This window comes from Xanthomonas euroxanthea, from assembly GCF_903989455.1.
Taxonomy (GTDB): domain Bacteria; phylum Pseudomonadota; class Gammaproteobacteria; order Xanthomonadales; family Xanthomonadaceae; genus Xanthomonas; species Xanthomonas euroxanthea.
In genome coordinates this window covers 2747995-2772480 of sequence record NZ_LR861803.1, presented here as the reverse complement: position 1 = coordinate 2772480, position 24486 = coordinate 2747995, and the positions used below count along the sequence as shown (strand labels likewise).

The window sequence follows — 24486 nt, the reverse complement described above, 5'->3', positions numbered from 1 at the left end:
GCGGCTGCCACATCGGCGCTGCTAGGCTCGGCGCCACGTTCACCAACCGGAATGCCCGCATGATCAAGTCACTTTCCCTTCTCGCGCTGCTGGGCGCCGCCACGCTGGCACCGCAGGCGCAGGCCGCCGGCAACATCGACTGCCAGCTGTCGTTCAACCTGTCGGGCTGGTCGGTGTTCTACAAGACCGCCAGCGGCACCGGCACCATCACCTGCAACAACGGCGCGGTGATCCCGGTCAAGATCTCCAGCAAGGGCGGTGGCCTGACCGTCGGCAAGTCCAAGATCGTTGGTGGCCGCGGCAGCTTCTCCGGCGCCTACAGCCTCAATGATCTGTTCGGCACCTATGCAGCTGCCGAAGCGCATGCCGGCATCGTCAAGTCCAGCACCGCACAGGTGGTCACCAAGGGCGACATTTCGCTGGCACTGGCCGGAACGGGCGAGGGCGTGGATCTGGGTGTCAATGTCGGCAACTTCGTGATCGAGCGCCGCAAGTAATTCGCCGGTCGAGCGCGCGGTGCCCCGCCGCTCGCGCGGCCCGCGGTGACTTCATCGAGCGGGGCAGATCACACCGACCCATCCGCGCTTTGACCTGGACGTCAGGCGTGCCCTGAGCAGCAACGAAAAACGGCCCTTCGCAGGGCCGTTTTTCATGTGCGTCCTGCCAGCTTAGCGTCCGCGATTACCGCCGCCTGGCGGGCGACGATTGCCGCCACCCGGCGGACGACCACCCGGACCGCCGGGGCCACGCGACGCGCCGCCGGGACCACCGGGGCCGCGATTGCCGCCCGGACCACGGTTGCCACCGGGGCCACCTGCACGTGCGCCGCTTGGGCGGCCGGCTGCCGGACGTGCCGCGCCATACGGGCTGAAGCCCGGGTTGGCGTGGTCGGACGGAAAGCTCGGCGCATTGCCCGGATGACCATAGGGATGCTTGCGCTGGCCTTGGCCCTGCGACTGGCCCTGTCCGCCACCGGCGCCGCCACGCCCCTGGCCGCCTGCGCCGGGACGTGCATTGCCCGGGCCGCCGCCTGGACGCGCGCCACCCGGACCCTTCTTCGCATACGGGCGCGCCTGGCCGGTGCCGGGGCCACTGGGGCCGGCATTGCGGTGGCCGCTGGGGCCGGTACTCACGCCATCGGGCACGTACCAGCTGCGGAACGCGGCCGGGTTGCCGTCCGGCAGGGCACGGTCGCCCTTGCCGGGAGCGCGCTGCTTGAACGGGCGCTGCTGCGACTGCTTGGCCGCCGCCTCGCCGCTGACGGTGAGGCCGCCGCGGAAACCGCCCGGCTTGCCACGGCCACGGCCGCCGCGATCCTCGCGCAGATTGTCGAAGCGACGCAGCTCACGGCCTTCGTCGGCGCCGGAGGTCTGGCCGTTGACATAGGCATTGCTGCGGCCATCGCGCGAGACGTGCACGGTGGACTTGGCGGCGCGGCGCTGGCCGATCACCGGCTGCAGCGTCAATGCCGAGGGCGCGCCTTCTTCCAGCTTGAGTTCGGCGCGCAGGGCATCGACCTTGTCCTGCGCCACTTCGATCGACTGCCCGCGCAGCAGCTCGCGCGGCAGCGAGATCTTGCCGTAGCGGCTGCGCTTGAGGCGACTGACCTGGCAGCCCTGCGACTCCCACAGCCGGCGCACTTCGCGGTTGCGGCCTTCCTTGACCACCACGCGGAACCAGTCGTGCGAGTCGGTGCCGCCGATGCGTTCGATCTCGTCGAACTTGGCGCCGCCGTCTTCCAGCAGCACGCCGCGCGACAGGCGCTCGATGATCGCGTCGGAGACCTTGTCCTCGCCTTCCGGCGCACGCACGCGCACCACGTATTCGCGCTCGACCTCGTAGGAGGGATGCATCATCGCGTTGGCCAGCTCACCGTCGGTGGTCAGCAGCAGCAGGCCGGTGGTGTTGATGTCCAGGCGGCCGATCGCGATCCAGCGCGAACCCTTCAATACCGGCAGCGACTCGAACACGGTCGGCCGGCCTTCGGGATCTTCGCGCGTGGTCACTTCGCCTTCGGGCTTGTTGTAGATCAGCACGCGTGCCGGTTCGGTCAGCGCGCTGGCCACGAAACTGCGGCCATCGAGCTCGATCTTGTCGCCGCTGCGCACCGACATGCCGGTCTGCGCGACGGCGCCATTGACCTTGATCAGGCCATCGGCAATGCGCTGTTCCAGCGCGCGGCGCGACCCCAGGCCGGCCTGGGCCAGCACCTTGTGCAGGCGCTCTTCCAGCTTGGGCGCTTCGGGCGCGCTGTCGCGCTTGAGGGAAAGCTTGTTCAACGACAGCTTGCGGGGGGTGTCACTCATGTGTCTGGCTCCGGCCGACGCGTTGCGGGTCGGCCTCTGGGTCGGAATCGGCTTCGTCAACAGCCACGGTCGTCGTCGCGACGGCGTTGTCTTCGTCTTCGTTCACTGCTTCCGCGCGCGTTCCCGGCGCGGTGTCGGGGTCGCCCTCACGGGCGTCATCTGGGTCCAACGGGTTCGTGTCCTGCGCCGAGGCATGCCCGGGGTGTTGCGGTGTTTCGTTACTCAACTCATCGGCGCTGGCGTGGTCATCGACCGCGGCGGCGTGGTGTTCGTTTTCTTCGTCGACTGCAGTCGCGGTGCTGGCGGTCTGATCGTCGACATCGACATCCATCTCGGCATCTACATCGGTATCCACATGCGCTGCGTCATCGGTGTCGCTGGTTGCGTCGGTCGTGCTGTCCGCCGCCTGCAATACATCCGCATCGCGGCGTTCCGGCGCATCCTCGCTCGGGTCTGCGTCAGCGCCAACATCCGCTTCGGACTCCAAGTCAGCCGCAGCGGCAGTCGCCGCATCGGCGCCGGCGCCGTGTGCATCCGCCATCTCCGCATCGGCGTCCGCTTCCTGACCTGCTTCAGCGTGCTCCGCATCCATCGCTGCCGACGCCGGGACCGCGCCATCCAGTTGCCCGTCGCGGTCCAGCGGCAGCTGCGGTTCCAGCTCGGCGATGTCCTTCAACTCAGACAATGGCGGCAGCTCGTCCAATCGCTTGAGCCCGAAGTAATCCAGGAAGCCCTTGGTGGTACCGAACAGGGCCGGCTTGCCGGGCACGTCGCGGTGGCCCACCACGCGGATCCACTCGCGTTCTTCCAGCGCCTGGATGATGTTGCTGCTGACCGCCACGCCGCGCACCTGTTCGATCTCGCCGCGGGTGATCGGCTGGCGGTAGGCGATCAGTGCCAGGGTTTCCAGCGTGGCGCGGGTGTACTTGGTGCGGCGCTCGGTCCACAGCCGGGCAACCCAGCCATGCACCTCGGCCTTGACCTGGAAGCGGAAGCCCGAGGCCACCTCGACCAGTTCCACGCCGCGCTCGGCGCAGCCCTCGCGCAGCAGTTCCAGCGCGCGCTCGACGCTGCCGGGCGGCGCCGGCTCTTCTTCGGGAAACAGTCCCTGCAGCTGCGCCAGCGTCAGCGGCTGGCTGCTCGCCAGCAGGGCGGCTTCGATAATGCGGGTGATCAACGCTTGATCCATTCGGTGATCGGCTTCAGATAGGTTCGTTGGCGGCATCGCTGTCATCGAATTCGCTGGAGAATTGCAACGGCGCATTGGTGTTGCCCAAGGCCAGCGACTTCACGTAGATCGGCGCCAGCGGCGCTTCCTGCACGATGTCCAGCAATTGCTCCTTGGCCAGTTCGAGCAGCGCCAGGAAGGTGACGAGCACGCCGAGCTTGCCTTCCTCGGCCGTGAACAGCGATTCGAAGCGATAGAACCTGCCATCGTCCAGGCGGCTCAGTACATCGCCCATGCGCTGGCGCACACTCAGCGCCTCGCGCTTGATCGCATGGCCGGTGAACAGTTCGGCGCGCTTGAGCACGTCGTACAGCGCCATCAGCATTTCTTTCAGTTCCACCGGCGGCGGCAGCTTGACCGCGGCGCGCTCGGGCAGATGCGCCTGCACCGGCGCACTGTCGCGGCCCATGCGCGGCAGGGTGTCCAGATCCTCGGCGGCCTGCTTGAAGCGTTCGTATTCCTGCAGGCGGCGTACCAGCTCGGCGCGCGGATCGTTTTCCTCGCCTTCCTGGCTGGGCGGGCGGGGCAACAGCATGCGCGACTTGATCTCGGCCAGGATCGCGGCCATCACCAGATATTCGGCCGCCAGTTCGAAGCGCAGCTCCTGCATCACGTTGATGTAGGCCACGTACTGCCGGGTGATCTCGGCGACGGGGATGTCCAGGATGTCCAGGTTCTGGCGGCGGATCAGGTACAGCAGCAGGTCCAGCGGACCTTCGAAGGCATCCAGGATGACTTCCAGCGCATCCGGCGGAATATACAGATCCTGCGGGATCTGCAGCACCGGTTGCCCATGCACCACCGCCAGCGGCATTTCCTGCTGCTGTGGCGGCGCGCTCGTGGCTGGCGGATTCGCGTCGTGCGCGAGTTCGGAATTCATCAGGTCGACATCGGGTCTTACGGTCGCCGGCCGCGGTCTGGGCCGCGCCTGCAGGGCTTTGCCTTGAGTTATTGCAATCAATGTCGTGCCCGTGCCGGCACGATCCTACAAATCCACATACAACGTGCGCCGCGTGGCATGCGGCGACGGGACAGCGAGGAGGTCGTCTACGCGGGTCGGCGGTGGGCAGCGAATCGGTCGTCGAGTGAGGCGTGGGGCCTGGGCCGACGGGCCGCTGCGTCCGATTGCGTGTGCAGTGGTGTCAAGGGTAATGCGTGCGCAGGGCCGGTGTCCAGCGCCGAGGCGGCTAGAATCCCACGGCTGATCTTCAGGTTCTTGGCGAGGTGGTCGATGTGGTACGTAATCGAGGGGTATGACCGGGACGATGCACTGGCGGCCCGGCAGCAGGCGCGACCGGCGCACCTGGCCCGTTTGCAGGCGCTGGCGGCGGCAGGTCGCTTGCTGGTGGCGGGCCCGTGCCCGGCGATCGATGCCGAGGATCCGGGCCCGGCCGGTTTCAGCGGCAGCGTGGTCATCGCCGAATTCGACGCGCTGGACGACGCGCGCGCCTGGGCCGATGCCGATCCGTATGTGGAGGCGGGCGTGTATGTGCGCACCGAGGTCCGCCCGTTCCGCCGGGTGCTGCCATGAGCCGGGTCGAGCGGATCCGCGCCGCGCTGCAGTCGGCCCTGGCGCCGACCGAGCTGGAGGTGGTGGACGACAGCCATCGCCATGCCGGGCATGCCGGTGCGCGCGACGGGCGGGGGCATTTCAATGTGCGCGTGGTCAGCGCCGCCTTCGCCGGCAAGCCGCCGTTGGCACGTCACCGCGCGGTCTATGCCGCGGTCGGCGAGATGATGCAGACCGATATTCACGCGCTGTCGATCGAGGCCTTCGCACCAGGCGAGGCGAGGTAACCAGGCCGATCAAGCCGCCGCCGTAGGAGCGCACCCGGGCGCGACGCAGGTTACACCGGTAAGGCCGGTCGCGCCCGGGTGCGCTCCTACGGGCAGGCATTGCCGGGGTGGACATTCGACAATCGGGCGCGATGGCTGAAGGCTGGCTTTCTTGCAGGGGCGCGCCCGAGCGAAACCGCGTCACTGGCAACCCGATTGGCGCTCGCACTCGCAATATCGATACGCCAGGCGAGGCCGAATAACTGAATACGCCAACTGCGTAGTAGGAGCGCACCCGGGCGCGACGCAGGTTATCGGTAAGGCCCGTCGCGCCCGGGTGCGCTCCTACGGGGTCCATGCGCAGCGGGCCAAACCGCCCCAACCGTGATCGCCGTCGGCCTTCATCCGTGGACATATGGGCAGTATTTGTTGCGTCGCAACACGGTGCTTCACGTATTCATCACTTGCAGATGCTTGATCTGTAAGCGTTTTCACGGGCGTGAAGACAGGGGTTTACGCCCTTGTATGAAAACGCTTACAGTCCGCGCCAGTTTTGGGACTCGGTCGCGGAGGGCGACACGAATGGCCAAGGGTGCGGTCACCATCAAAGATGTCGCTCGGGAAGCACAGGTCTCCGTTGCAACGGTGTCGCGTGCGCTCAATGGGCACGACAACGTCGCCGGGCCGGTGCGCCAGCTGGTGCAGGACGTCGCCGCACGCTTGCGCTACAGCCCGCATGCGGCGGCGCGCAGCCTGAGCAGCCGGCGCACCCAGACCCTGGGCGTGGTACTGCCCGATCTGTACGGCGAATTCTTTTCCGAGCTGATCCGCGGGATCGACGGCGCGGCGCGTGCTGCCGGCCAGCATCTACTGGTGTCCAGCTACCACGGCGACCCCGAAGCGCAGGGCAGGGCGTTGCAGTCCATGCGCGGGCGGGTGGATGGTCTGCTGGTGCTATCGCCGTATGCCGAGCAGCCCGGGTTCCTCACCGACAACCTGCCGCAGGCGCTGCCCACGGTGCTGATCAACGCGCACGTTCCGGGCGACGCCTATCCGGTGCTGAGCATCGACGACCATGCCGGCGCGATGGCGATGACCGAACACCTGCTCTCGGCCGGGCATCGGCGCATCGCCTTCATCGGCGGGCCGGCGCTCAACTTCGATGCGCGCGAACGCCTGCGCGGCTTCCGCGATGCGATCGCCGCACACGGCGACACCGCGCAGGGCATCGAATTCCCTGGCGACTTCGACGAGGCCTCCGGCCACCGTGCCGGGCAGGCGATGCTGGCCGACGGCGCGCTGCCCGACGCGGTATTCGCCGCCAACGACATGACCGCACTGGGCTGCCTGTACGCCTTTGCCCAGGCCGATGTCTCGGTACCCGGCGACGTGGCACTGGCCGGCTTCGACGATATTCCGCTGGCCCGTTTCGTCCATCCGGCGCTGACCACGATGCGGGTCAGCATCGCGCGCCTGGGCGAACAGGCGATGAGCCGGCTGATGCGGCTGGTGGACCAGCCCGGCCACGACGACGGCATCCGCCAACTGCTCACGCCCGAGCTGGTGGTCCGCGCCTCCTGCGGCGCCGGCGAGCCCGGCCTCTGACGTTTCCAGCCCCTGACCCTTTCGCGGACGTCCTGTCCGCTCCCGCTGCCCCCCGCAGCGGTCGTTCCTGCAAGCCGCAACGCCACAACAACATTCTGTACCGATCCCTGGAGGGACCAATGCGCCACCACTACCCCCATTCCGCCAGTCCGGCGCGCAAGCTGCTCAGCTGCGCCCTGGCCAGTTGCCTGCTGCTGGGCGCCGCCCCGGCCTTCGCGCAGAGCGCTGCCGCGACGATCCGCGGCCAGGTCACCGTCGACTCGGCACCTGCCAGCCAGGCCCAGGTCACCGCGACCAACCTCGCCACCGGCCTGACCCGCACCGTACAGGTCAGCAACGGCGGCTACTCGCTTGGCGGCCTGCCGCCGGGTTCGTACCGCCTGGACGTCACCGCCAACGGCCAGACCACCTCGCAGAACGTCACCGTGCAGGTCGGCCAGACCGCGACCCTGAACCTGGGCGTCGGCGGCGAACCGGCCACGGCCGAAGGTGGTAACGCCACCACGCTGGACGCGGTGCAGGTCAAGGCGCCGCCGGTACTGGTGGAAACCCGTACCTCCGAGAACGCCACCTATATCTCCAACGTGCAGATCCAGAACCTGCCGCGTGCCACGCGCAACTTCCTGGAACTGGCCGACACCGTGCCGAACGTGCAGTTCACCCGCGATGCCAACGGCACCACCAAGGTGCGTTCGGGCGCCACCTCGGCCGAAGGCACCAACGTCTATATCGACGGCGTCAGCCAGAAGAACTACGTGCTCACCGGCGGCGTCAGCGGCCAGGACTCCAGCCGCGGCAATCCGTTCCCGCAGTCGGCGATCGGCGAATACAAGGTCATCACCTCCAACTACAAGGCCGAGTTCGACCAGGTCAGCGGCGCGGCCATCGTCGCCTCGTCCAAGTCCGGTACCAACGATTTCCACGGCAGCTTCTTCTGGGACACCAGCAACGACAGCTGGCGTGAAGAGAGCCCGCTGGAAAAGCGCGCCGGCGTGCGTGACGACTTCGAGGAGACCCAGTACGGCGCGACCTTCAGCGGCCCGATCCTCAAGGACAAGGCACATTTCTTCGTCGCCTATGAAGCCAAGGAATACACCACCCCGAACGTGGTGATCCCCGGCTCGATCTATTCGGACCGCGTCGATCAGCTGCCTGCGCAGCTGCAGCCGCTGGTCGCCACCTACAGCACGCCGTTCAAGGAAGACCTGTACTTCGCCAAGATCGACTGGACCATCGGCGACAACAGCCTGTTCGAGCTGAGCGGCAAGTACCGCAAGGAAGACGAGCTCAACGACGTCGGCGGCACCTCGACCCTTGAGCACGGCAGCATCAACGGCCAGGAAGAAAAGCGCGCCAACCTGCGTTGGCAGTACAGCGGCGCCAACTTCCTCAACGAGGCCAACCTCAGCTACGAGAGCGCGTTCTGGAACCAGGCGCCGATCAACAACGGCAACGGTTACATCCTCAGCTACACGCCCAACCGCGGCAACGAGACCGATGTGCTTGCCGCAGGCGCCGGCAGCAGCTTCCAGCGCAAGGGGCAGAAGGGCTGGACCTTCCAGGACGACCTGACCTTGAACAGCCTGGAATGGCACGGTGCGCACACCGTCAAGATGGGCGTGAAGTTCAAGAGCATCGATCTGGATTCCACCCAGTTCAACCCGGCCAACCCGCAGTACTACTACAACATCCTCAGCGATGTGGAAACGCCGTACCGGGTGCGCTTCGGTGCGCCGCTGGTCGAAGGTGGCGGCTCGGTGGTGTCCGAGAACAAGCAGTACGGCATCTATCTGCAGGACGACTGGGAGGTCAACGAGCACTGGACCCTGAACCTGGGCGTGCGCTACGACTACGAAGAAACCCCGGCATTCCTGGACTTCGTCACCCCGTCCGACGTCGCCGGTGCCTTGCAGAACTGGACCAACCTGCGCAACGCCAACTACGACATCAACAACTTCATCAGCACCGGCAACAACCGCAAGGCGTTCAAGAATGCCTGGCAGCCGCGCCTGGGTGCCTCCTATGACCTGTTCGGCGATCAGGCCCACGTGATCTACGGCGGTGCCGGCCGCGCCTACGACCGCAACATCTTCGACTACCTGGCGCTCGAGCAGCTCAACAACTCGTTCAATTCCTACAGCTACTACTTCACCAGCGCCAACAACCAGGCCTGCCTGGGCGACCCATGCACGGCATGGAATCCGGCCTACGGCACGCAGGAAGGGCTGAACACCCTGACCGGCAGCAGCACCGGCGGCGGCGGGCGCGAGGTCTACCTGATCGACAACAACATCAAGACCCCGTACTCGGACCAGTTCAGCATCGGCATGCGCAACATGGTGCCGCTGTGGGGCCAGGACTGGTTCACCGACGTGACCCTGAGCCGTATCGAAAGCCATGACGGCTTCGCGTTCGTGCGCGGCAACCGCCTGCCGGACGGTTCCTTCTTCCAGCCGGGCACCACCTCCGGCTCGCCGACCGACGGCCCGGACGGCTACAGCGCCATCGTGCTCGGGACCAACGGCGTGGAAACCCGCAACAACCAGCTCGCCCTGCAGGTCGAAAAGCCGTTCGACGAGGAATCTGGCTGGGGCCTGACCGTGGCCTACACCTATTCCGATGCCAAGGAGAACCGCCAGTTCGGCGAGCACTACGCACTGGATCGCGAACGCATCGAGGACTATGGCTGGCGCGAGGCCGGCGGCATTCCGAAGAACCGCCTGGTGGTCACCGGCATCTACGAGCTGCCCTACGAGGTCAAACTGTCCGGCAAGCTGTCGCTGGCCAGCCAGACCGCGCGTTACGGGCAGAATTGCCTGGCCGGCAACGACCAGTGCTACATCGTCCAGTTCAAGCCGGACGGCACGCTGGGCTACAAGGAGTTCAGCATCGCCGCCAATAAAGAATGGGATACCGGCGGCGGTGTCAAATTCAACGTGCGTGCGGATATCCTCAACGTGTTCAATTGGGTGAACTACGCCAACTTTAACGGCGAGACCGGGACACTCGGAGACTTGAACACGGCTTACGGCACCCCGACCGGTGTGCTGGCGTCGCCGATGCGTACCTTCCGTCTGGCTTTCGGCCTGAACTGGTGAGGTACCCGACCGCCCCGGCAGCTGCCGGGGCGGTCGAACTCGGCGCTTGGATAGGGTAGGTTGGCGTGCGAGATGTAATCGATTACACGAGTGGGGGGCGGATGAACAGGGGCAGGACTTCGTATTGGTTGACGATTCCACTATTGCTGGGTGCGCTGGTGCTGGCGTCCTGCAAACAGGCAGAGGAGCCCAAGGTGGCCGAAAAGAAGGCACCGGTGAAAGTCATCCTGGTGGAAGCACAGCTGCCACCCAAGCCGGTCAAACCGGCGCTTCCGCCGCTGTTCTCGGACATCGAGCGTCGCACCTTCCAGTTTTTCTGGGACACCACCAACGAACTCAATGGGTTGTCGCCGGACCGCTTTCCGTCGCGCCCGTTCGCCAGCATCGCCTCGGTGGGGTTCGCGCTGACCGCGTATCCGATCGGGATCGAGAATGGCTGGGTCAGTCGCAATCAGGCGATCGACCGCACCTTGACCACACTGAAATTCTTCCGTGATGCGCCGATGGGGCCGCAGCGGACCGGTAGGGCCGGGTACAAGGGCTTCTACTACCACTTTCTGGACATGCAGCAGGGCAACCGCTACGACAGCTGGGTCGAGCTGTCGAGCGTGGATACCGCGCTGCTGATGATGGGCGTGCTGTTCACCCAGTCGTACTACGACGGCGACGACCCGCGCGAAAAAGAGATCCGCCAGATCGCCGATACGCTGTACAAGCGCGTGGACTGGCGCTGGCTGCAGCAGCGCGCACCGCTGATCTCGATGGGCTGGTTCCCCGAGAGCGGCTTCATCGACCACGACTGGATGGGCTACAACGAGGCGATGATGCTGTACATCCTCGCGCTCGGCTCGCCGACCCATGGGGTGGATGTGGATGCGTGGACCAGCTGGACCCGCACCTACAACAACGACTGGGGCGTCTACCAGGGCCAGGAATACCTGTCCTTCGGCCCGCTGTTCGGTCACCAATACAGCCATGTCTGGATCGATTTCCGCGATATCCAGGACCAGTACATGCGCGAACGCGGCATCGACTATTTCCTCAACAGCCGCCGGGCCACCCTGGCCCAGCGCGACTACGCCATCGACAACCCGATGAAGTGGAAGGACTACGGCGAGAACGTCTGGGGTCTGACCGCCGGCGACGGCCCGCAGAACACCAGCCAGGAATACCGTGGCGAGCAGCGCCAGTTCCGCCATTACTCCTCGCGCGGCGCCGGCCTGCGCGAGAACTTCGACGACGGCACCATCGTGCCGTCGGCGGCGATTTCCTCGATCGTGTTCGCCCCGGAAGTGGTGATCCCGGCCACCGAGGAGATGCACAAGCGCTATGGCGACTTCCTGTACTCGAGCTACGGCTTTCTGGATTCGTTCAATCCCAGCTTCAACTACGACATCCCGCTCAAGACCGGGCGCATGGTGCCCGATCGCGGCTGGGTGGCCAGCGACTACATCGCCATCGACCAGGGCCCGATCCTGGCGATGATCGCCAATTACCAGAACGAATTCGTCTGGACCGTGATGAAGAAGAACCCCTACATCCGGGCCGGTCTGGAACGCGCCGGCTTCACCGGCGGCTGGCTCACCCCCGAAGGCGAGCCGCAGCCGGCGCCGCAGAAGGACGAGCAGAAGGCCGCCGCGCGTTCGCTGGGCATGGCCGAGTCGCGTGCCGCCGCTGCCCAGGCCCAGCAAGACCCCTCGCAACGCCAAAACTCCACGCAACGCCCCAAACCCGAGTAATCCGTGCGCCTTTTGAAACTGTTGATACTGTCCGCCACACTCTGTCTGGGTGTGGCCGGATGCGAACGCTCCGATCCAGGCAAGACCACCGTGCGCTTCTGGGCCATGGGCAAGGAGGCCGAAGTGGTCGCCGAGCTGGTGACCGACTTCGAGAAGCAGAACCCGGGCATCCACGTGGATGTGCAGAACATCCCGATGACGGCGGCGCACGAAAAGCTGCTGACCGCCTTTGCCGCAGACGGCTTGCCGGACGTGTGCCAGCTCGGCAACACCTGGCTGCCGGAGTTTGCCCTGCTGGACACGCTGGAACCGATGCAGCCGTACGTGGCGCGTTCCAGGATCGTCGACCCGCAGGATTATTTCCCCGGCGTGTGGGACACCAATCTGGTCGACGGCACCTTGTATGGCGTGCCGTGGTACGTGGACACCCGGCTGCTGTTCTATCGCAAGGACCTGCTGCGCGAGGCCGGCTACAGCCAGATGCCCAAGACCTGGGCCGAGATGGAACAGGTGATGGCGGCGATCAAGCGCAAGGTCGGCCCGGACCGCTACGCCATCCTGATGCCGCTCAACGAGTTCGAGCAGCAGCTGTCGTTCGCACTGCAGCAGGACGACCGCCTGCTGCGTGACCACGACAACTACGGCAACTTCCGCGGCGAAGGCTTCCGCAAGGCGCTGGGCTTCTACGACACCATGTACCAGAAGGGCTGGGCGCCGAAGGTCTCCGAGACCCAGGTCTCCAATGTCTGGTACGAGTTCTTCAACGGCTATTACGCGTTCTACCTGTCCGGCCCGTGGAACGTGCGCGAGTTCAAGCTGCGCCAGCCGCCGGGCATGGAAGGCAAGTGGGGCACCGCGCCGCTGCCGGGCCCCAACGGCCTGGGCGCGGGCATCGCCGGCGGTTCCAGCCTGGTGATCTTCAAATCGTCGCAGCACAAGGACGCCAGCTGGAAGCTGATCGAATACCTGTCGCAGCCGCAGGTGCAGGCGCGCTTCCACGCCATCATCGGCGACCTGCCGCCACGTCGCAGCACCTGGAAGTTGCCCTCGCTGGCCAACGATGAACTGGCGCATGCTTTCGGCGACCAGCTGGAGCGGGTCAAGGCCACGCCCAAGGTGCTGGAGTGGGAGCGCATCGTGCAGGAAATGCGCCTGGTGACCGAGCGCGTGGTGCGTGGCGGTCAGTCACACGAGGCCGCCGTGCAGGAGCTGGATAAACGCGTGGACGAGATCCTGGCCAAGCGCCGCTGGATCTTCGAACAGGAGGGCGGGCATGTCGGTCCGGCCGGTGAATCAGCAATGCCTGCGGCGACACCCGCCGCAGCGCCAGCGCCGGCAGCGGGCAAGGGAGCGGCACGATGATGAAGCGTAATTCCGTCGCCGGCTGGGTGTTCGCCGCCCCGTCGATCCTGGTGCTGGGCATGTTCTTCGGCGTGCCGGTGTTCGCCGCGCTGGTGCTCAGCGTCACCGACTTCGACCTGTATGCATTGGCCGACAGCAGCCACCTGCGCTTCGTCGGCCTGGGCAACTACATCGACCTGCTGCAGACGCCGCTGTTCTGGAAGTCGTTGTGGAACACCACGTACTTCGTGCTGCTCGGCGTGCCGATGTCGATCGGCGTGTCGCTGGGCGCCGCGTTGCTGCTCAACGCCAAGGCCTCGCGCTTCAAGGCACTGTTCCGCACCGCCTTGTTCGCTCCGGTGGTGACCACGCTGGTGGCGGTGGCGGTGATCTGGCGCTATCTGTTCCACATCAAGTACGGCCTGGTGAACTTCGGCCTGAGCCATCTGGGCATCGCCCCGATCGACTGGCTGGGCGATCCGCGCTGGGCGATGCCGACCATCATGCTGTTCGCGGTGTGGAAGAACTTCGGCTACAACATGGTGATCTTCCTGGCCGGCCTGCAGGCGATCCCGCAGGACCTGTACGAGGCCGCGCGCATCGATGGCGCCTCGCGCTGGAAGCAGTTCCTGCATATCACCCTGCCGATGCTCGGCCCGGTGCTGATGGTGGTCGGGGTGATCACCATCTCCGGCTATTTCCAGCTGTTCGCCGAGCCCTATGTAATGACCCGCGGCGACCCGCTGCAGAGCACCGTGAGCGTGCTGTACTTCATGTTCGAGGAAGGCTTCAAGTGGTGGAACCTCGGCCGCGCGTCGGCGGTGGCGTTCCTGCTGTTCCTGATCATTCTGGCGGTGACCACCGTAATGCTGCGCTTCGGCCGCAAGAGGGATTTGATATGAGTCGTGATGTCGGCCAATCGCGCTGGAATGGCGTGCTGATCAACGGCGGCCTGCTGGTGCTGGCGCTGGTCAGCCTGGCGCCGCTGCTGTGGATGCTGTCGGTGTCGTTCATGCCCACCGGCGAGGCCAGCCGCTTCCCGCCGCCGATGCTGCCCTCGGCGTTCACCACTGCCAACTACCACGAGCTGTTCGCGCGCACCGGCATGGCGCGCAACTTCGCCAACAGCCTGATGGTGTCCGGGCTGATCACGCTCGGCTCGCTGCTGATCAACACCATGGCCGGCTATGCGTTCGCCAAGCTGCAATTCGTCGGCCGCGAGCGCATCTTCAAGATCCTGATGGCCGCGCTGGTGATCCCCGCGCAGGTGGCAATGCTGCCGTTGTTCCTGTTGATGAAGCAGCTGCATCTGGTCAACAACATCGGCGGGGTGGTGGTGCCGGCATTGGCGACGGTGTTCGGCATCTTCCTGGTGCGCCAGTACGCGCGCAGCATTCCCGACGAGCTGATTGAAGCCGCCCGCATCGATGGCGCCAGCGAGATGCGGATCTTCTTCCAGATCGTGCTGCCGATGCTCAAGCCGGTGCTGGTCACCTTGACCATCTTCACCTTCATGGGCTCGTGGAACGACTTCATGTGGCCGCTGATCGTGCTGACCGACCAGGAGCAGTACACCTTGCCGGTGGCATTGGCGGCGCTGTCGCGCGAGCACATCATGGACGTGGAGCTGATGATGGCCGGCGCGGTGGTGACGGTGATTCCGGTGCTGCTATTGTTCGTGGCGCTGCAGCGTTACTACATCCAAGGTCTTCTGCTGGGGAGTGTGAAGGGGTGAAACCAGTGTTCCTGCGACTGTTTGCCATGACCGCTGTTGCGACGTTTGCGGGCACGGCGCAGGCGCAGGAGCGCGTGCTCGACGGCTTCAACGACATCGGCGCCTGGCGCCTGGTGGTGTCCAACCAGGTCAGTGGTTCGCTGCGGCCGGTAGCCACCAGTTCCGGCGGCCACGCCCTGTGCCTGGACTACAACTTCAATGGCGTGTCCGGCTATGTCGGCATCCGCCGCAACCTGCCGATCACCTACCCGGACAATTACCGCATCGGCTTTTCGCTGCGCGGCGATTCGCCGTCCAACGACCTGCAGGTCAAGCTGATCGATGCCAGCGGCGACAACGTGTGGTGGGTCAACCGGCCCGGCTTCAACTTCCCGAAGAACTGGACCACCGTCGGCTATCGCAAGCGCAACATCGAAAAGGCCTGGGGCCCGGGCCAGGACAAGCAACTGCGCAGCAGCGCAGATGTCGAGTTCACCATCTACAACAAGGTCGGCGGCAAGGGCACGGTGTGCTTCGACCGTCTGACGCTCACGCCGCTGCCGCCGGAAGACACCTCGCCGTTGAAGGCCGAGGCCATCACCGACACCGCGCCCGCGCTGGAACAACGCCTGGCCGACGGCAAGCCGGACACCTTCTGGCTCAGTGGCGCGGTCAAGCAGCAGACCGTCACGCTGGATCTGGGCAAGGTGCGCGAATTCGGCGGCGCGGTGGTGCAGTGGGTTCCTGGTTTGCAGGCCTCGCAATACGTGGTGCGCGCGTCCAGCGATGGGCGCGGCTGGCGTGATCTGCGCACCGTCACCGCCGGTGCCGGCGGCACCGACTGGCTGGCCTTGCCCGATACCGAGGCACGTTACCTGCGCTTCGATCTCAAGGACGGCCCCAACTGGCGCTACGGCATCAAGGAAGTCCAGCTGCAGCCGCTGGCCTTCGCCGCCACACCGAACGATTTCATCAAATCGCTGGCCGCGCAGGCGCCGCGCGGCAGCTATCCACGCGGTTTCTCCGGCGAGCAGCCGTACTGGACCATCCTGGGCCTGGATGGTGGTACCGAGCAGGGCCTGATCGGCGAGGACGGCGCGGTGGAAGTGGGCAAGGGCGGCTTCAGTATCGAGCCGTTCGTGGTCACCGGCGGCAAGCTGCTGCATTGGTCCGACGTCAGCAGCGAGCAGAGCCTGCAGGACGACTACCTGCCGATTCCCAGCGTCGACTGGCATCACGACCTGATGAACCTGCGCGTCACCGCGTTCGTGCAGGGCACGCCCGATCAGGCGCAACTGGTCGCGCGCTATCAGCTGCACAACACCGGCAAGGACGCGCGTGAGTTCACCCTGGCCTTGGCGGTGCGTCCGTTCCAGGTCAATCCGCCGACCCAGTTCCTCAACACCCTGGGCGGTGTCAGCCGGATCGACCAGCTGGCGGTGCAGGGCGCACAGGTCAGCGTCAACGGCAAGCCGCGCGTATTCGCTGCGCAACCTCCGGATGCCGGCTTTGCCAGTGCCTTCGACAGTGGCATGGACGTCAGCCATCTCACCGCCGCCACGCCGCCGGCGATCACCCAGGTCAAGGACGAGACCGGCCTGGCCTCGGGCGTGCTGCTGTATCGCTGGAAGCTGGAGCCTGGTCAACGGCGCGAGGTGGCGCTGGTGATTCCGCAGACCGGCACCGCGCAGCTGCCGGCCGGCTTCGATGCCGACAAGGCACAACAGCAGGTGGCGCAGCAGTGGCGCAGCAAGCTCGATCGCGTGCGCATCAGCGTGCCGGCCGAAGGCAAGCCGGTGATCGACACCTTGCGCACCGCGCTGGCGCATATGCTGATCTCGCGCATCGGCCCGCGTCTGCAGCCGGGGACGCGTTCCTACTCGCGCAGCTGGATCCGCGACGGCGCAATGATTTCCGAAGGCCTGCTGCGACTCGGTCGCGAGGACGTGGTGCGCGAATACGTCGACTGGTTCGCGCCATACCAGTTCGCCGACGGCATGGTGCCGTGCTGCGTGGACGAGCGCGGCAGCGACCCGGTGCCGGAGAACGACAGCCACGGCGAGCTGATCTTCAACATCGCCGAGTATTACCGCTACACCGGCGACAAGGCATTCCTGGAAAGGATGTGGCCGCACGTGACCGGTGCGTACGACTACATGGAAACGCTGCGTGCCAGCGAGCGCACCGAAGACAACTTCATGCGCAACCCGGCCTTCTACGGAATGATGCCGGTGTCGATCAGCCACGAAGGCTATTCGGCCAAGCCGGTGCATTCGTACTGGGACAACTTCTGGGCGCTGCGCGGCTACAAGGATGCGGTGATGCTGGCCGGCGCGCTCGACAAGCCCGACGAGGTCGCCCGCTTCAGCACTGCACGCGACGAATTCAGTGGCGACCTGATCGCCTCGCTGGGTGCGACGGTGCGCCAGCACTCCCTGGATTTCCTGCCCGGCTCGGCCGAGCTGGGCGACTTCGATGCGACCTCGACCACCATCGCACTGGCACCGGGGGGCGAGCAGCAACGCCTGCCGCAGGACCTGTTGAGCAATACCTTCGAGCGCTACTGGAAGGAGTTTTCCGACCGCCGCGACGGCAAGCGCGAATGGAAGGACTACACACCCTACGAATGGCGCAACGTGGCCGCATTCGTGCGCCTGGGCTGGCGCGAACGCGCCTGGGATGCCACCGCGTTCTTCTTCAAGGACCGCGCGCCGCAACCATGGAACCAGTGGGCCGAGGTGGTCTCGCGTACGCCGCGTACGCCGTTCTTCGTCGGCGACCTGCCGCATGCCTGGGTCGCCTCGGATTTCGTGCGCTCGGTGCTGGACATGTTCGCCTACGGGCGCGAATCCGACGCCAGCCTGGTCATCGCTGCCGGCACGCCGACGCGCTGGTTCGAGGGCAAGGGCATCGGCATCGCCGAATTGCGCACCCCGTATGGGCGCCTCAATTACACCTTGCAGCGCACCGACAAACAGCTGGTGCTGCAACTGCAGCCGGGGCTGATCCTGCCGCCGGGCGGGGTGGTGTTGCCATGGCCGTACCAGGGCACGCCGGGCAAGGCCAGCATCAATGGCGAATCGGCCGAGTGGCAGAACGGCGAATTGCGGATTCAACAGCTGCCGGCCAATGTGCAGATCGATGTGCCCAGCGCGGTGCGGCGGGCCGAGCGCGCCACGCAATGACTGACGCACCCCGACCGGCCTGGGCAGCGCCGGCGCGGCGACGTGCCGGATGGCCGGTCGTGTTGGCGGCGCTGCTGCCGTGCTCTGTTGCCGTACAAGCCACGCAGGCGACCCAGGCCGTGCAGGCCGCGCAACCTGTGCAGGTCGACAGGCCCGATCGCGCAGAACCTGCATCCCGGGCAGTGCCATCGACCAGCGCAGTGCAGCGCGAGACGACCCTGGTCACGCTCAATCTGCATCACGACCGCGAAGACTGGCCGGCGCGTCGTGCCCATATCGCCAAGGAACTCAGGCAACTGGCGCCAGACGTGATCGCGCTGCAGGAAGTGATCGAACGCCGCGGCAGCGTGGAGAACCAGGCCGCCTGGCTGGCGCGCAAGCTGGGGTACGACTACAGCTTTGTCTCTGTCGACCCGGTCGATGCGCCCAAGCGCTACGGCAACGCATTGCTGAGCCGGCGCAAGGTGCTGGCCCGGCATCAGCGCCTGCTGCAGCCGCTGGACGATTACCGCGTTGCCGCGCATCTGCAGGTCGACATCGACGGCCAGCCGATCAACGTCTATGTCACCCATCTCAACGAGCGTGCCGATGCACGCGGCACGGCCACGCGCACGCGCCAGGTCGCGGACCTGCTGGATTTCATTTCCTCCACCAGCGATCAGGCACCGGTCGTGATTGCCGGCGACTTCAACACCGCCGCCGATGCCTTGGATCTGGAGGCGCTACGCAAGGGCTATGGCGACAGCTACGGCAGCGTGCATCGCAACAGCGACGCCACCGTGAGCACCTTGAACCTGCATGTCTTCGACAAGCCGGCGCGTATCGACCACGTGTTCTTCCAGCAGAAGCGCCTGCTCGCCCGCGAAGCACGCATCCTGTTCGACACGCCGTATGCCGAGGGACGCTGGGCCTCGGACCACTACGGCGTCTGGGTACGCCTGCAGCTCGCACCCGATCAGCCAGCTACTCCGTAACTCGACCACACGTAGGAGCGCACCTGGGCGCGACGGCTTTACCGATAACGCCCGTCGCGCCCAGGTGCGCTCCTACAAGGCGTCGATAGACCACACGTCGTGACGGCTTTCTTAATCACCCGTGCAGGCGATTGAAGATCTGCACGCCCGCCAGCCATACGCCGGCCATGCTGCCGACGTTGGTCAGCAGGAACGTCAGCACCACGCGCGAGACGCGGTTGCGGTACCAGCCACGCAAGGTCTGCGCATCGTCGCGTAGCGACAGGAAATCGCCATAGGCCGGTTTACGCATGTGCACCTCGACAAGCGCGGCAAACGCGCCGGTCGGCACGCTCAGGCGGAACGGCTTGAACGGCGCCACGACCGCCGCGGTGAGGATGCTCAGCGGGTGGCTGCCGGCCAGCAGGCAGCCCAGCGCGGCCAGGCCGCCGGTATACATCGCCCATTGCAACAACAGGTCCGCGCCCATGCTCAGGCCGCCGCGCCAGAACCCGATGCCGATGCCGGTGATGATGACCGCCAGAATGCCCAGCGTGATCCACGGAATGCGCTTGCGCTGCTGCACGTACTCCAGCGACTCGCGCAATGGGCCGGGCGCGGCGGTGTCCTGTTCCAGGTGGCGCGCAAGACCGGCCAGGTGTCCTGCGCCGACCACCGCCAGTATCTCGCGCTGGTCCGTCCTGGCTTCCTCGCGCAGGCGCGTGGCCATGTACTGGTCGCGCTCGGCAATCACGGTTTCGTACAGCTCCGGGCTTTCGCTGGCGAAATCGCCGAAGCTCGCCTCCAGCATGTCGCCTTGCTTGAGCTTCTCGATTTCCTCTTCGCCCACCTCGTCGGCCGCGAACAGCCCGCCGAGCAGGCCACCGGCCAGTTTCATCTTGCCGAAGAATCCCAGCCGCCCGGAGGCGCGCTTGAAGGTCAGGCCGACTTCGCGATCGATCAGGTGCACCGGCAGGCCCTGCGCGCGTGCCAGGTTCACCGCTTCCTTCAACTCCGCGCCCGGCTCGATGCCAAGCTGCTTGGCCAGACGGCGCTGGTAGGCGGCCAGGGCAAGGTTGGCCGCAAACAGCGCCACCCGGCCCTTGCGAATCACCTGCACCAGGTCCAGCCGGGCGAGGGCATCCGGGTCGCTGAGCGCCTGCAGACGCTGTGCGTCCAGTTCCACTGCCACCGCGTCATAGCGGCCGCTGCCGATCGCCCGCTGCACCGCAGCCACGCTGGCGAGTGACACGTGCGCGGTGCCGAGCAAGGTATAGCGCACGCCATCGCGTTCGACGATGCGATGCGGCTGGCCGGACAGCGCATCGTCCAGAACGTGGGTGGTCTGCTCAGTCATGGGGTCATTCATCAGAAGGAGGGGCGGTGTCGCCGGAGCCGGGCGTGCCTTGCAACTGCACGCCGTCCAGCCGGCGACCATGCATGCGGCCGTTACCGGTGAACATTCCGACCGTGCGAAAACCAAAACGTTCATGCAGCCGTCGCGATGCCAGGGTGTCGGCATCGCCGATCACCGCAATCATCGGTCGACTGCTGCGTTGTTTGCCGCGTGCGATCGGCTCGCCGAGCACGGCTTTGCCGCGGACAGCGCCAGCCTCGCGCAACTCGACTGGCATGCGGTCAGTCGATGTAGCGCTTGAGCAGATCGCCATACGCATCGATGCGGCGATCGCGCAGGAACGGCCAGATGCGGCGCACGTGTTCGCTGCGCTGCAGATCGACGTCGCACACCAGCACGGTCGGGTCCTGTCCCGCTTCGGCGATGAATTCGCCCTGCGGCCCCAGCACATGGCTGTTGCCCCAGAACTGGATGCCCGACGCACCCAGCGGCGAGGGCTCGTGGCCGACGCGGTTGCACGACAGCACCGGCACCCCGTTGGCGACCGCATGGCCGCGATGGCTGAGCACCCAGGCATCGCGCTGGCGCTCCTGCTCGGGTTGCTGGTCGTCCGGATCCCAGCCGATCGCGGTGGGGTAGAGCAGCAGTTCCGCACCGGCCAGCGCCATCAGGCGCGCGGCCTCGGGGTACCACTGGTCCCAGCACACCAGCACGCCCAGCCGGCCGACCGAGGTATCGATCGGCGCAAAGCCCAGATCGCCCGGGGTGAAGTAGAACTTCTCATAGAAGCCCGGATCGTCCGGGATATGCATCTTGCGGTACTTGCCGAGCAGGCGGCCGTCCTTTTCGAACACCACCGCGGTGTTGTGATACAGCCCGGCCGCGCGGCGCTCGAACAACGAAGCCACCAGCACCACGCCATGCTGCCTGGCCAGCGCGCCCAGACGCTCGGTGCTGGGACCGGGGATCGGCTCGGCCAGGTCGAATTCGTCCACCGACTCGTGCTGGCAGAAATACGCACCGTTGTGCAGTTCCTGCAGCAGCACCAGCTTGGCGCCCTGCGCGGCGGCTTCGGCCACGCGCGATTCGATGATGGCCAGATTGGCCTCGGCGTCGCCGTGGTTGCGCTCCTGGATCAGCGCGACGGGAAGGAGATGACGGGTCATGGCGATTGGTCCAGCGAAGTGGCGCACTAAGGTAGCGCGCGATGGCGTAACACCGGCCTGCCGGCCGGAACAGGAATGGATCAGCCCGCCAGCAAACCGGCGGGCAGCTGCATGGTCAGGCAGTGCAGGCTGCCGTTCTGCCAGATCAACGGGCGGCACGGCACCGGCACGATGGTGTGCTGCGGAAACGCTTCGGCCAGCACCGCCTGCGCGCTCGCATCGGCCTTGTCGCCGTAGGCCGGCATCAGCACCGCCCCGTTGACGATCAGGAAATTGGCGTACGAGGCGGCCAGGCGCCGGCCCTGATCCAGGATCGGCTCGGCCCATGGCAACACGAACAGGCGATACGGCTGCCCGTCGGCGGTGCGCAACGCCGCCAGTTCGGCGCCCATCGCCTGCAGTTCGGTGTAGTGCGAATCGGTAGGCACATCGCAGCCCTGGTAGACGATCGCATCCGGGCCGGCAAAGCGCGCCAGCGTGTCGATATGCGCGTCGGTGTCGTCGCCTTCCAGGTAGCCATGATCCAGCCACAGCACGCGGTCCTGCGCCAGCCACGCGGCAAGGTCGGTACTCAGCGAATCGCGCGTGCGCTGCGGATGCCGCTCGTGCAGGCACGTCCAGGTGGTCAGCAGTGTGCCGGCACCATCGGTCTCGATCGCGCCGCCTTCCAGCGCAAAGTCGACCGTCTGCACCTGCGAGGGCACGAACACCTGCGCCGCATCCAGCGAAGTGACCAGCTGATCGTCCAGGCTGGCCTCGAACTTGCCGCCCCAGCCGGTGAAACGGAAATCCATCAGGCGGAAGCCGCCATCCTGGCGCAGCGTGATCGGGCCGGAATCGCGCAGCCAGGTGTCGTTGTAGGCCGCAATCACGAAACGCACCCGCGCCATGTCCACCCGCGCCGAGCGCAGCCGCGCTTCCGCGTAGATCTGCAGATCGTCATCGGCCACGCACACGATCACCGGCTCGAAGCGGGAAATCGCCGTGACCAGCGCGATATAGGTCTCTTCCACCTCGGCAAGGCGCTCGGCCCAATCGGTGCCCGCATGCGGCCAGGCAATCAACACGGCGGATTGAGGTTCCCACTCGGCGGGAAAGCGGACGCTATCGGTCATACCTGAAAATTACCCATCAATGCCCAGGCAAGCCTAGGCTGTTAATTCAAAATCCCCGCACATGGATGTGCGGGCGCTTGCGAGGGACTCGCCTCAAATCGGCGCGTGCGAGTAACTCGCATCGAGGACTCGCACAGCATCGACGCTCGCGATCTGCCTGCATCCGGGGTGTGCTGCACGACATCGCCGTTGCATGAAGCGCGCAGTGATCGTATCCCGCGCATCATTGGATCAGACCAGCGTTGCAGCCACCATCCGATGGCGCTCGAACGCCACCCGATCACCTGATCGGTGGCTTGGGACCGATCTCGTTGGCATCGGCCTGATTGGCCACCACGTCGATCACCCGGCTCTTTTCGAAGTACACGGTGAAGGCCGGATATACCCAGCGGTGGATCGTCGGCCACTGGCGCTTCTGGCCGCCGCGCGGTTCCAGCTTTTCCTGCGGCGCACCGTAACGGCCTTCGACCTGGCTCATGCTGTCGCCACTCAGGGGCAGGGCAGCGGCAGGCTTTTGCTGTACCCGGTCCACCAGCAGCGTATCGGCCGACGCGACGGCGCTGATCCCGATCAGTGCGATCAGCGGCAGGACAAACAAACGGTTGCGCATGTCATCTACTCCCCAGTGGACAAGATTCGGATGGTGATTACAGCAAAAACCAGGACGGGCGTGCCTGCAGGGCGGTGTTACCCAACGCCGCGCCGGATGTCGGTCAGTTTGAATGCCGCGCCAAGCCCGCCATGCCCCCGACACACTCCAGCCTGCATGTAGCCATCGCCGGCGTGAAGCATCGGCCAAGAAAAAACCGCCCGGAGGCGGCTTTCTCGGGTCTTGCACGCGCGGCGAAAGCTTAGCGCTGACGCGCCTTGAAACGCGGGTTCGACTTGCAGATCACGAAGACCTTGCCGCGGCGGCGGACCACCTTGCAGTCGCGGTGACGGGTCTTCGCAGACTTCAGGGAGGACAGGACTTTCATGGCACACCTCGGCGTAAACGGTTGGATTCGATGGAAGAGTGCCCGCAATCGAGGGTGCACCCGGAATTAAGCCGGCAATTCTAACCGGCTTTTCGTCGTGCTTTCAAGTGGTTGCATCGCAATCGCTGCGAGCGGCGCTACACTACCGGCTGATGACCTTCCGGAAACCTGAATGACCGACCTTTCGCCCGTCCTTACCATCGATGGTCCCTCCGGCGCCGGCAAGGGCACCGTGAGCCGGATCGTGGCCGCCCGGCTGGGCTGGCATTACCTCGATTCGGGCGCACTGTATCGCGCCGTGGGCGTGGCGGCGAGCTGGGCCGATCTGGACGTCTCCGACCCGGCAGCGCTGGTGCGCTGCACGTTCGATACCAAGGTGGAGTTCGACGACGCGGGCGAGGCGGGGCTGCGGGTACTGGTCAACGGCGCCGATGCCACCGGCGAGCTGCGCCTGGAAACCACCGGGGCGCTGGCTTCGGCAATTGCCGCCATTCCCGAGGTGCGCAGCGCGCTGAAAGAGCGCCAACGCGCATTCAGGCGCGCGCCCGGCCTGGTCGCAGACGGGCGCGACATGGGCACGGTGATCTTCCCCGATGCCGCCTTCAAGGTGTTTCTGACCGCCAGTGCCGAAGAACGTGCGGGCCGTCGCCATAAACAGTTGATGGAAAAGGGTGTTTCGGTTATCTTTGACGACCTGCTGCGCGAGATCATGGCTCGAGATGCCCGTGATGCGCAGCGGGTGGTGGCGCCATTGCGGCCGGCCGAAGACGCCGTGCTGATCGATACCAGCGGAATAGGGATCGAGGATGTCGTCCAGCGTGTGGTCGGGGTGTTAGCCGCCCGCACGTCGTCGTAAGCGTTCCGCAAGCGGGCATGTCCCGCCGACCGTAAGGCGTTCCAAGGCTCCGTCGCACATCCCGTGTGGC

Annotated in this window: 20 protein-coding genes and 1 pseudogene; 12 read left to right on the top strand and 9 right to left on the bottom strand. The window is 65.9% G+C overall.

What is annotated here, in order from left to right:
• Nucleotides 1-59: 59 nt before the first annotated feature.
• Nucleotides 60-497, top strand: a complete 438-nt coding sequence (locus H7A86_RS11575) for a hypothetical protein (protein WP_119131883.1) — start codon at nt 60-62, stop codon at nt 495-497.
• A 171-nt stretch (nt 498-668) separates the two neighbouring features.
• On the opposite strand, the gene H7A86_RS11570 is transcribed toward H7A86_RS11575, so the two are convergent.
• From H7A86_RS11570 to H7A86_RS11560, 3 genes are read right to left on the bottom strand one after another with little or no spacing between them, the layout of a single operon-like run.
• Nucleotides 669-2306: a pseudouridine synthase gene (locus H7A86_RS11570; protein ID WP_104648993.1), complete on the bottom strand. Its 1638-nt coding sequence runs from the start codon at nt 2304-2306 to the stop codon at nt 669-671.
• Nucleotides 2299-3531 (bottom strand): SMC-Scp complex subunit ScpB, encoded by a 1233-nt coding sequence (gene scpB / locus H7A86_RS11565; protein ID WP_232099084.1) that lies wholly within the window; start codon nt 3529-3531, stop codon nt 2299-2301. The genes H7A86_RS11570 and scpB overlap by 8 nt, the downstream gene beginning before the upstream one ends.
• A complete protein-coding gene (locus H7A86_RS11560; RefSeq protein ID WP_104582515.1) occupies nt 3509-4414 on the bottom strand; it encodes a segregation and condensation protein A in 906 nt (301 codons plus the stop codon). The genes scpB and H7A86_RS11560 overlap by 23 nt, the downstream gene beginning before the upstream one ends.
• A gap of 351 nt (nt 4415-4765) precedes the next feature.
• On the opposite strand from H7A86_RS11560, the gene H7A86_RS11555 reads away from it, so the two are divergent.
• The 10 genes from H7A86_RS11555 to H7A86_RS11510 all read left to right on the top strand — a co-directional run bounded on the left by H7A86_RS11555 (nt 4766) and on the right by H7A86_RS11510 (nt 18966).
• The gene (locus tag H7A86_RS11555; RefSeq protein ID WP_104648991.1) at nt 4766-5065 is read left to right on the top strand and encodes a YciI family protein; all 300 of its coding nucleotides are present in this window, start codon (nt 4766-4768) and stop codon (nt 5063-5065) included.
• Nucleotides 5062-5331: a BolA family protein gene (locus H7A86_RS11550; RefSeq protein ID WP_104648990.1), complete on the top strand. Its 270-nt coding sequence runs from the start codon at nt 5062-5064 to the stop codon at nt 5329-5331. Before H7A86_RS11555 ends, H7A86_RS11550 begins: the two co-directional genes overlap by 4 nt.
• Nucleotides 5332-5892: 561 nt before the next feature.
• A complete protein-coding gene (locus H7A86_RS11545; protein WP_104648989.1) occupies nt 5893-6915 on the top strand; it encodes a LacI family DNA-binding transcriptional regulator in 1023 nt (340 codons plus the stop codon).
• Nucleotides 6916-7034: 119 nt separating this feature from the next.
• Nucleotides 7035-10013: a TonB-dependent receptor gene (locus H7A86_RS11540; RefSeq protein ID WP_104582519.1), complete on the top strand. Its 2979-nt coding sequence runs from the start codon at nt 7035-7037 to the stop codon at nt 10011-10013.
• Nucleotides 10014-10114: 101 nt separating this feature from the next.
• Nucleotides 10115-11752, top strand: coding sequence for a glucoamylase family protein (locus H7A86_RS11535; protein WP_104582520.1), 1638 nt, complete (start codon nt 10115-10117; stop codon nt 11750-11752).
• A gap of 3 nt (nt 11753-11755) precedes the next feature.
• The gene (locus H7A86_RS11530) at nt 11756-13114 is read left to right on the top strand and encodes a sugar ABC transporter substrate-binding protein (RefSeq protein WP_104582521.1); all 1359 of its coding nucleotides are present in this window, start codon (nt 11756-11758) and stop codon (nt 13112-13114) included.
• Nucleotides 13111-13995: a carbohydrate ABC transporter permease gene (locus H7A86_RS11525; RefSeq protein WP_104567381.1), complete on the top strand. Its 885-nt coding sequence runs from the start codon at nt 13111-13113 to the stop codon at nt 13993-13995. Before H7A86_RS11530 ends, H7A86_RS11525 begins: the two co-directional genes overlap by 4 nt.
• Nucleotides 13992-14828, top strand: coding sequence for a carbohydrate ABC transporter permease (locus H7A86_RS11520; protein WP_046342961.1), 837 nt, complete (start codon nt 13992-13994; stop codon nt 14826-14828). Before H7A86_RS11525 ends, H7A86_RS11520 begins: the two co-directional genes overlap by 4 nt.
• 26 nt (nt 14829-14854) lie before the next feature.
• Nucleotides 14855-17992: a discoidin domain-containing protein gene (locus H7A86_RS11515; protein ID WP_180707862.1), complete on the top strand. Its 3138-nt coding sequence runs from the start codon at nt 14855-14857 to the stop codon at nt 17990-17992.
• A 62-nt stretch (nt 17993-18054) separates the two neighbouring features.
• Entirely contained in the window at nt 18055-18966 is a 912-nt protein-coding gene (locus H7A86_RS11510) for an endonuclease/exonuclease/phosphatase family protein (protein WP_180708148.1), read from the top strand.
• Between the two features lie 115 nt (nt 18967-19081).
• Here H7A86_RS11510 and H7A86_RS11505 read toward each other — a convergent pair whose 3' ends face one another.
• The 6 genes and pseudogenes from H7A86_RS11505 to ykgO form a co-directional block, all read right to left on the bottom strand.
• Nucleotides 19082-20314 carry a TraB/GumN family protein gene (locus H7A86_RS11505; protein ID WP_104648985.1) on the bottom strand — a complete coding sequence of 411 codons (1233 nt, stop codon included), beginning with the start codon at nt 20312-20314 and terminating at the stop codon, nt 19082-19084.
• Nucleotides 20307-20543, bottom strand: a pseudogene (locus H7A86_RS11500) (GNAT family N-acetyltransferase); the annotation flags it as partial. The pseudogene H7A86_RS11500 and the gene H7A86_RS11505, both read right to left, overlap by 8 nt.
• A 40-nt stretch (nt 20544-20583) precedes the next feature.
• On the bottom strand, nt 20584-21468 hold the full coding sequence (locus tag H7A86_RS11495) for a carbon-nitrogen hydrolase (protein ID WP_104582525.1): 885 nt from the start codon (nt 21466-21468) through the stop codon (nt 20584-20586).
• 80 nt (nt 21469-21548) lie between these two features.
• Complete coding sequence (locus H7A86_RS11490; protein WP_119131886.1) at nt 21549-22583, bottom strand: agmatine deiminase family protein; 1035 nt, start codon at nt 22581-22583, stop codon at nt 21549-21551.
• A gap of 280 nt (nt 22584-22863) precedes the next feature.
• Entirely contained in the window at nt 22864-23193 is a 330-nt protein-coding gene (locus H7A86_RS11485) for a hypothetical protein (protein ID WP_119131887.1), read from the bottom strand.
• 241 nt (nt 23194-23434) lie between these two features.
• Nucleotides 23435-23560 carry a type B 50S ribosomal protein L36 gene (gene ykgO / locus H7A86_RS11480; protein ID WP_005913193.1) on the bottom strand — a complete coding sequence of 42 codons (126 nt, stop codon included), beginning with the start codon at nt 23558-23560 and terminating at the stop codon, nt 23435-23437.
• Nucleotides 23561-23732: 172 nt separating this feature from the next.
• On the opposite strand from ykgO, the gene cmk reads away from it, so the two are divergent.
• On the top strand, nt 23733-24416 hold the full coding sequence (gene cmk, locus H7A86_RS11475; RefSeq protein ID WP_104582528.1) for a (d)CMP kinase: 684 nt from the start codon (nt 23733-23735) through the stop codon (nt 24414-24416).
• Nucleotides 24417-24486 lie beyond the last annotated feature (70 nt).

Excerpts from the sequence above, each read along its gene's own strand:
- H7A86_RS11575 (WP_119131883.1), top strand. The coding sequence starts at position 60 with ATGATCAAGTCACTTTCCCTTCTCGCGCTGCTGGGCGCCGCCACGCTG.
- H7A86_RS11570 (WP_104648993.1), bottom strand. The coding sequence starts at position 2,306 with ATGAGTGACACCCCCCGCAAGCTGTCGTTGAACAAGCTTTCCCTCAAG.
- scpB (WP_232099084.1), bottom strand. The coding sequence starts at position 3,531 with ATGCCGCCAACGAACCTATCTGAAGCCGATCACCGAATGGATCAAGCG.
- H7A86_RS11560 (WP_104582515.1), bottom strand. The coding sequence starts at position 4,414 with ATGAATTCCGAACTCGCGCACGACGCGAATCCGCCAGCCACGAGCGCG.
- H7A86_RS11555 (WP_104648991.1), top strand. The coding sequence starts at position 4,766 with ATGTGGTACGTAATCGAGGGGTATGACCGGGACGATGCACTGGCGGCC.
- H7A86_RS11550 (WP_104648990.1), top strand. The coding sequence starts at position 5,062 with ATGAGCCGGGTCGAGCGGATCCGCGCCGCGCTGCAGTCGGCCCTGGCG.
- H7A86_RS11545 (WP_104648989.1), top strand. The coding sequence starts at position 5,893 with ATGGCCAAGGGTGCGGTCACCATCAAAGATGTCGCTCGGGAAGCACAG.
- H7A86_RS11540 (WP_104582519.1), top strand. The coding sequence starts at position 7,035 with ATGCGCCACCACTACCCCCATTCCGCCAGTCCGGCGCGCAAGCTGCTC.
- H7A86_RS11535 (WP_104582520.1), top strand. The coding sequence starts at position 10,115 with ATGAACAGGGGCAGGACTTCGTATTGGTTGACGATTCCACTATTGCTG.
- H7A86_RS11525 (WP_104567381.1), top strand. The coding sequence starts at position 13,111 with ATGATGAAGCGTAATTCCGTCGCCGGCTGGGTGTTCGCCGCCCCGTCG.
- H7A86_RS11520 (WP_046342961.1), top strand. The coding sequence starts at position 13,992 with ATGAGTCGTGATGTCGGCCAATCGCGCTGGAATGGCGTGCTGATCAAC.
- H7A86_RS11515 (WP_180707862.1), top strand. The coding sequence starts at position 14,855 with ATGACCGCTGTTGCGACGTTTGCGGGCACGGCGCAGGCGCAGGAGCGC.
- H7A86_RS11505 (WP_104648985.1), bottom strand. The coding sequence starts at position 20,314 with ATGAATGACCCCATGACTGAGCAGACCACCCACGTTCTGGACGATGCG.
- H7A86_RS11495 (WP_104582525.1), bottom strand. The coding sequence starts at position 21,468 with ATGACCCGTCATCTCCTTCCCGTCGCGCTGATCCAGGAGCGCAACCAC.
- H7A86_RS11490 (WP_119131886.1), bottom strand. The coding sequence starts at position 22,583 with ATGACCGATAGCGTCCGCTTTCCCGCCGAGTGGGAACCTCAATCCGCC.
- H7A86_RS11485 (WP_119131887.1), bottom strand. The coding sequence starts at position 23,193 with ATGCGCAACCGTTTGTTTGTCCTGCCGCTGATCGCACTGATCGGGATC.
- ykgO (WP_005913193.1), bottom strand. The coding sequence starts at position 23,560 with ATGAAAGTCCTGTCCTCCCTGAAGTCTGCGAAGACCCGTCACCGCGAC.
- cmk (WP_104582528.1), top strand. The coding sequence starts at position 23,733 with ATGACCGACCTTTCGCCCGTCCTTACCATCGATGGTCCCTCCGGCGCC.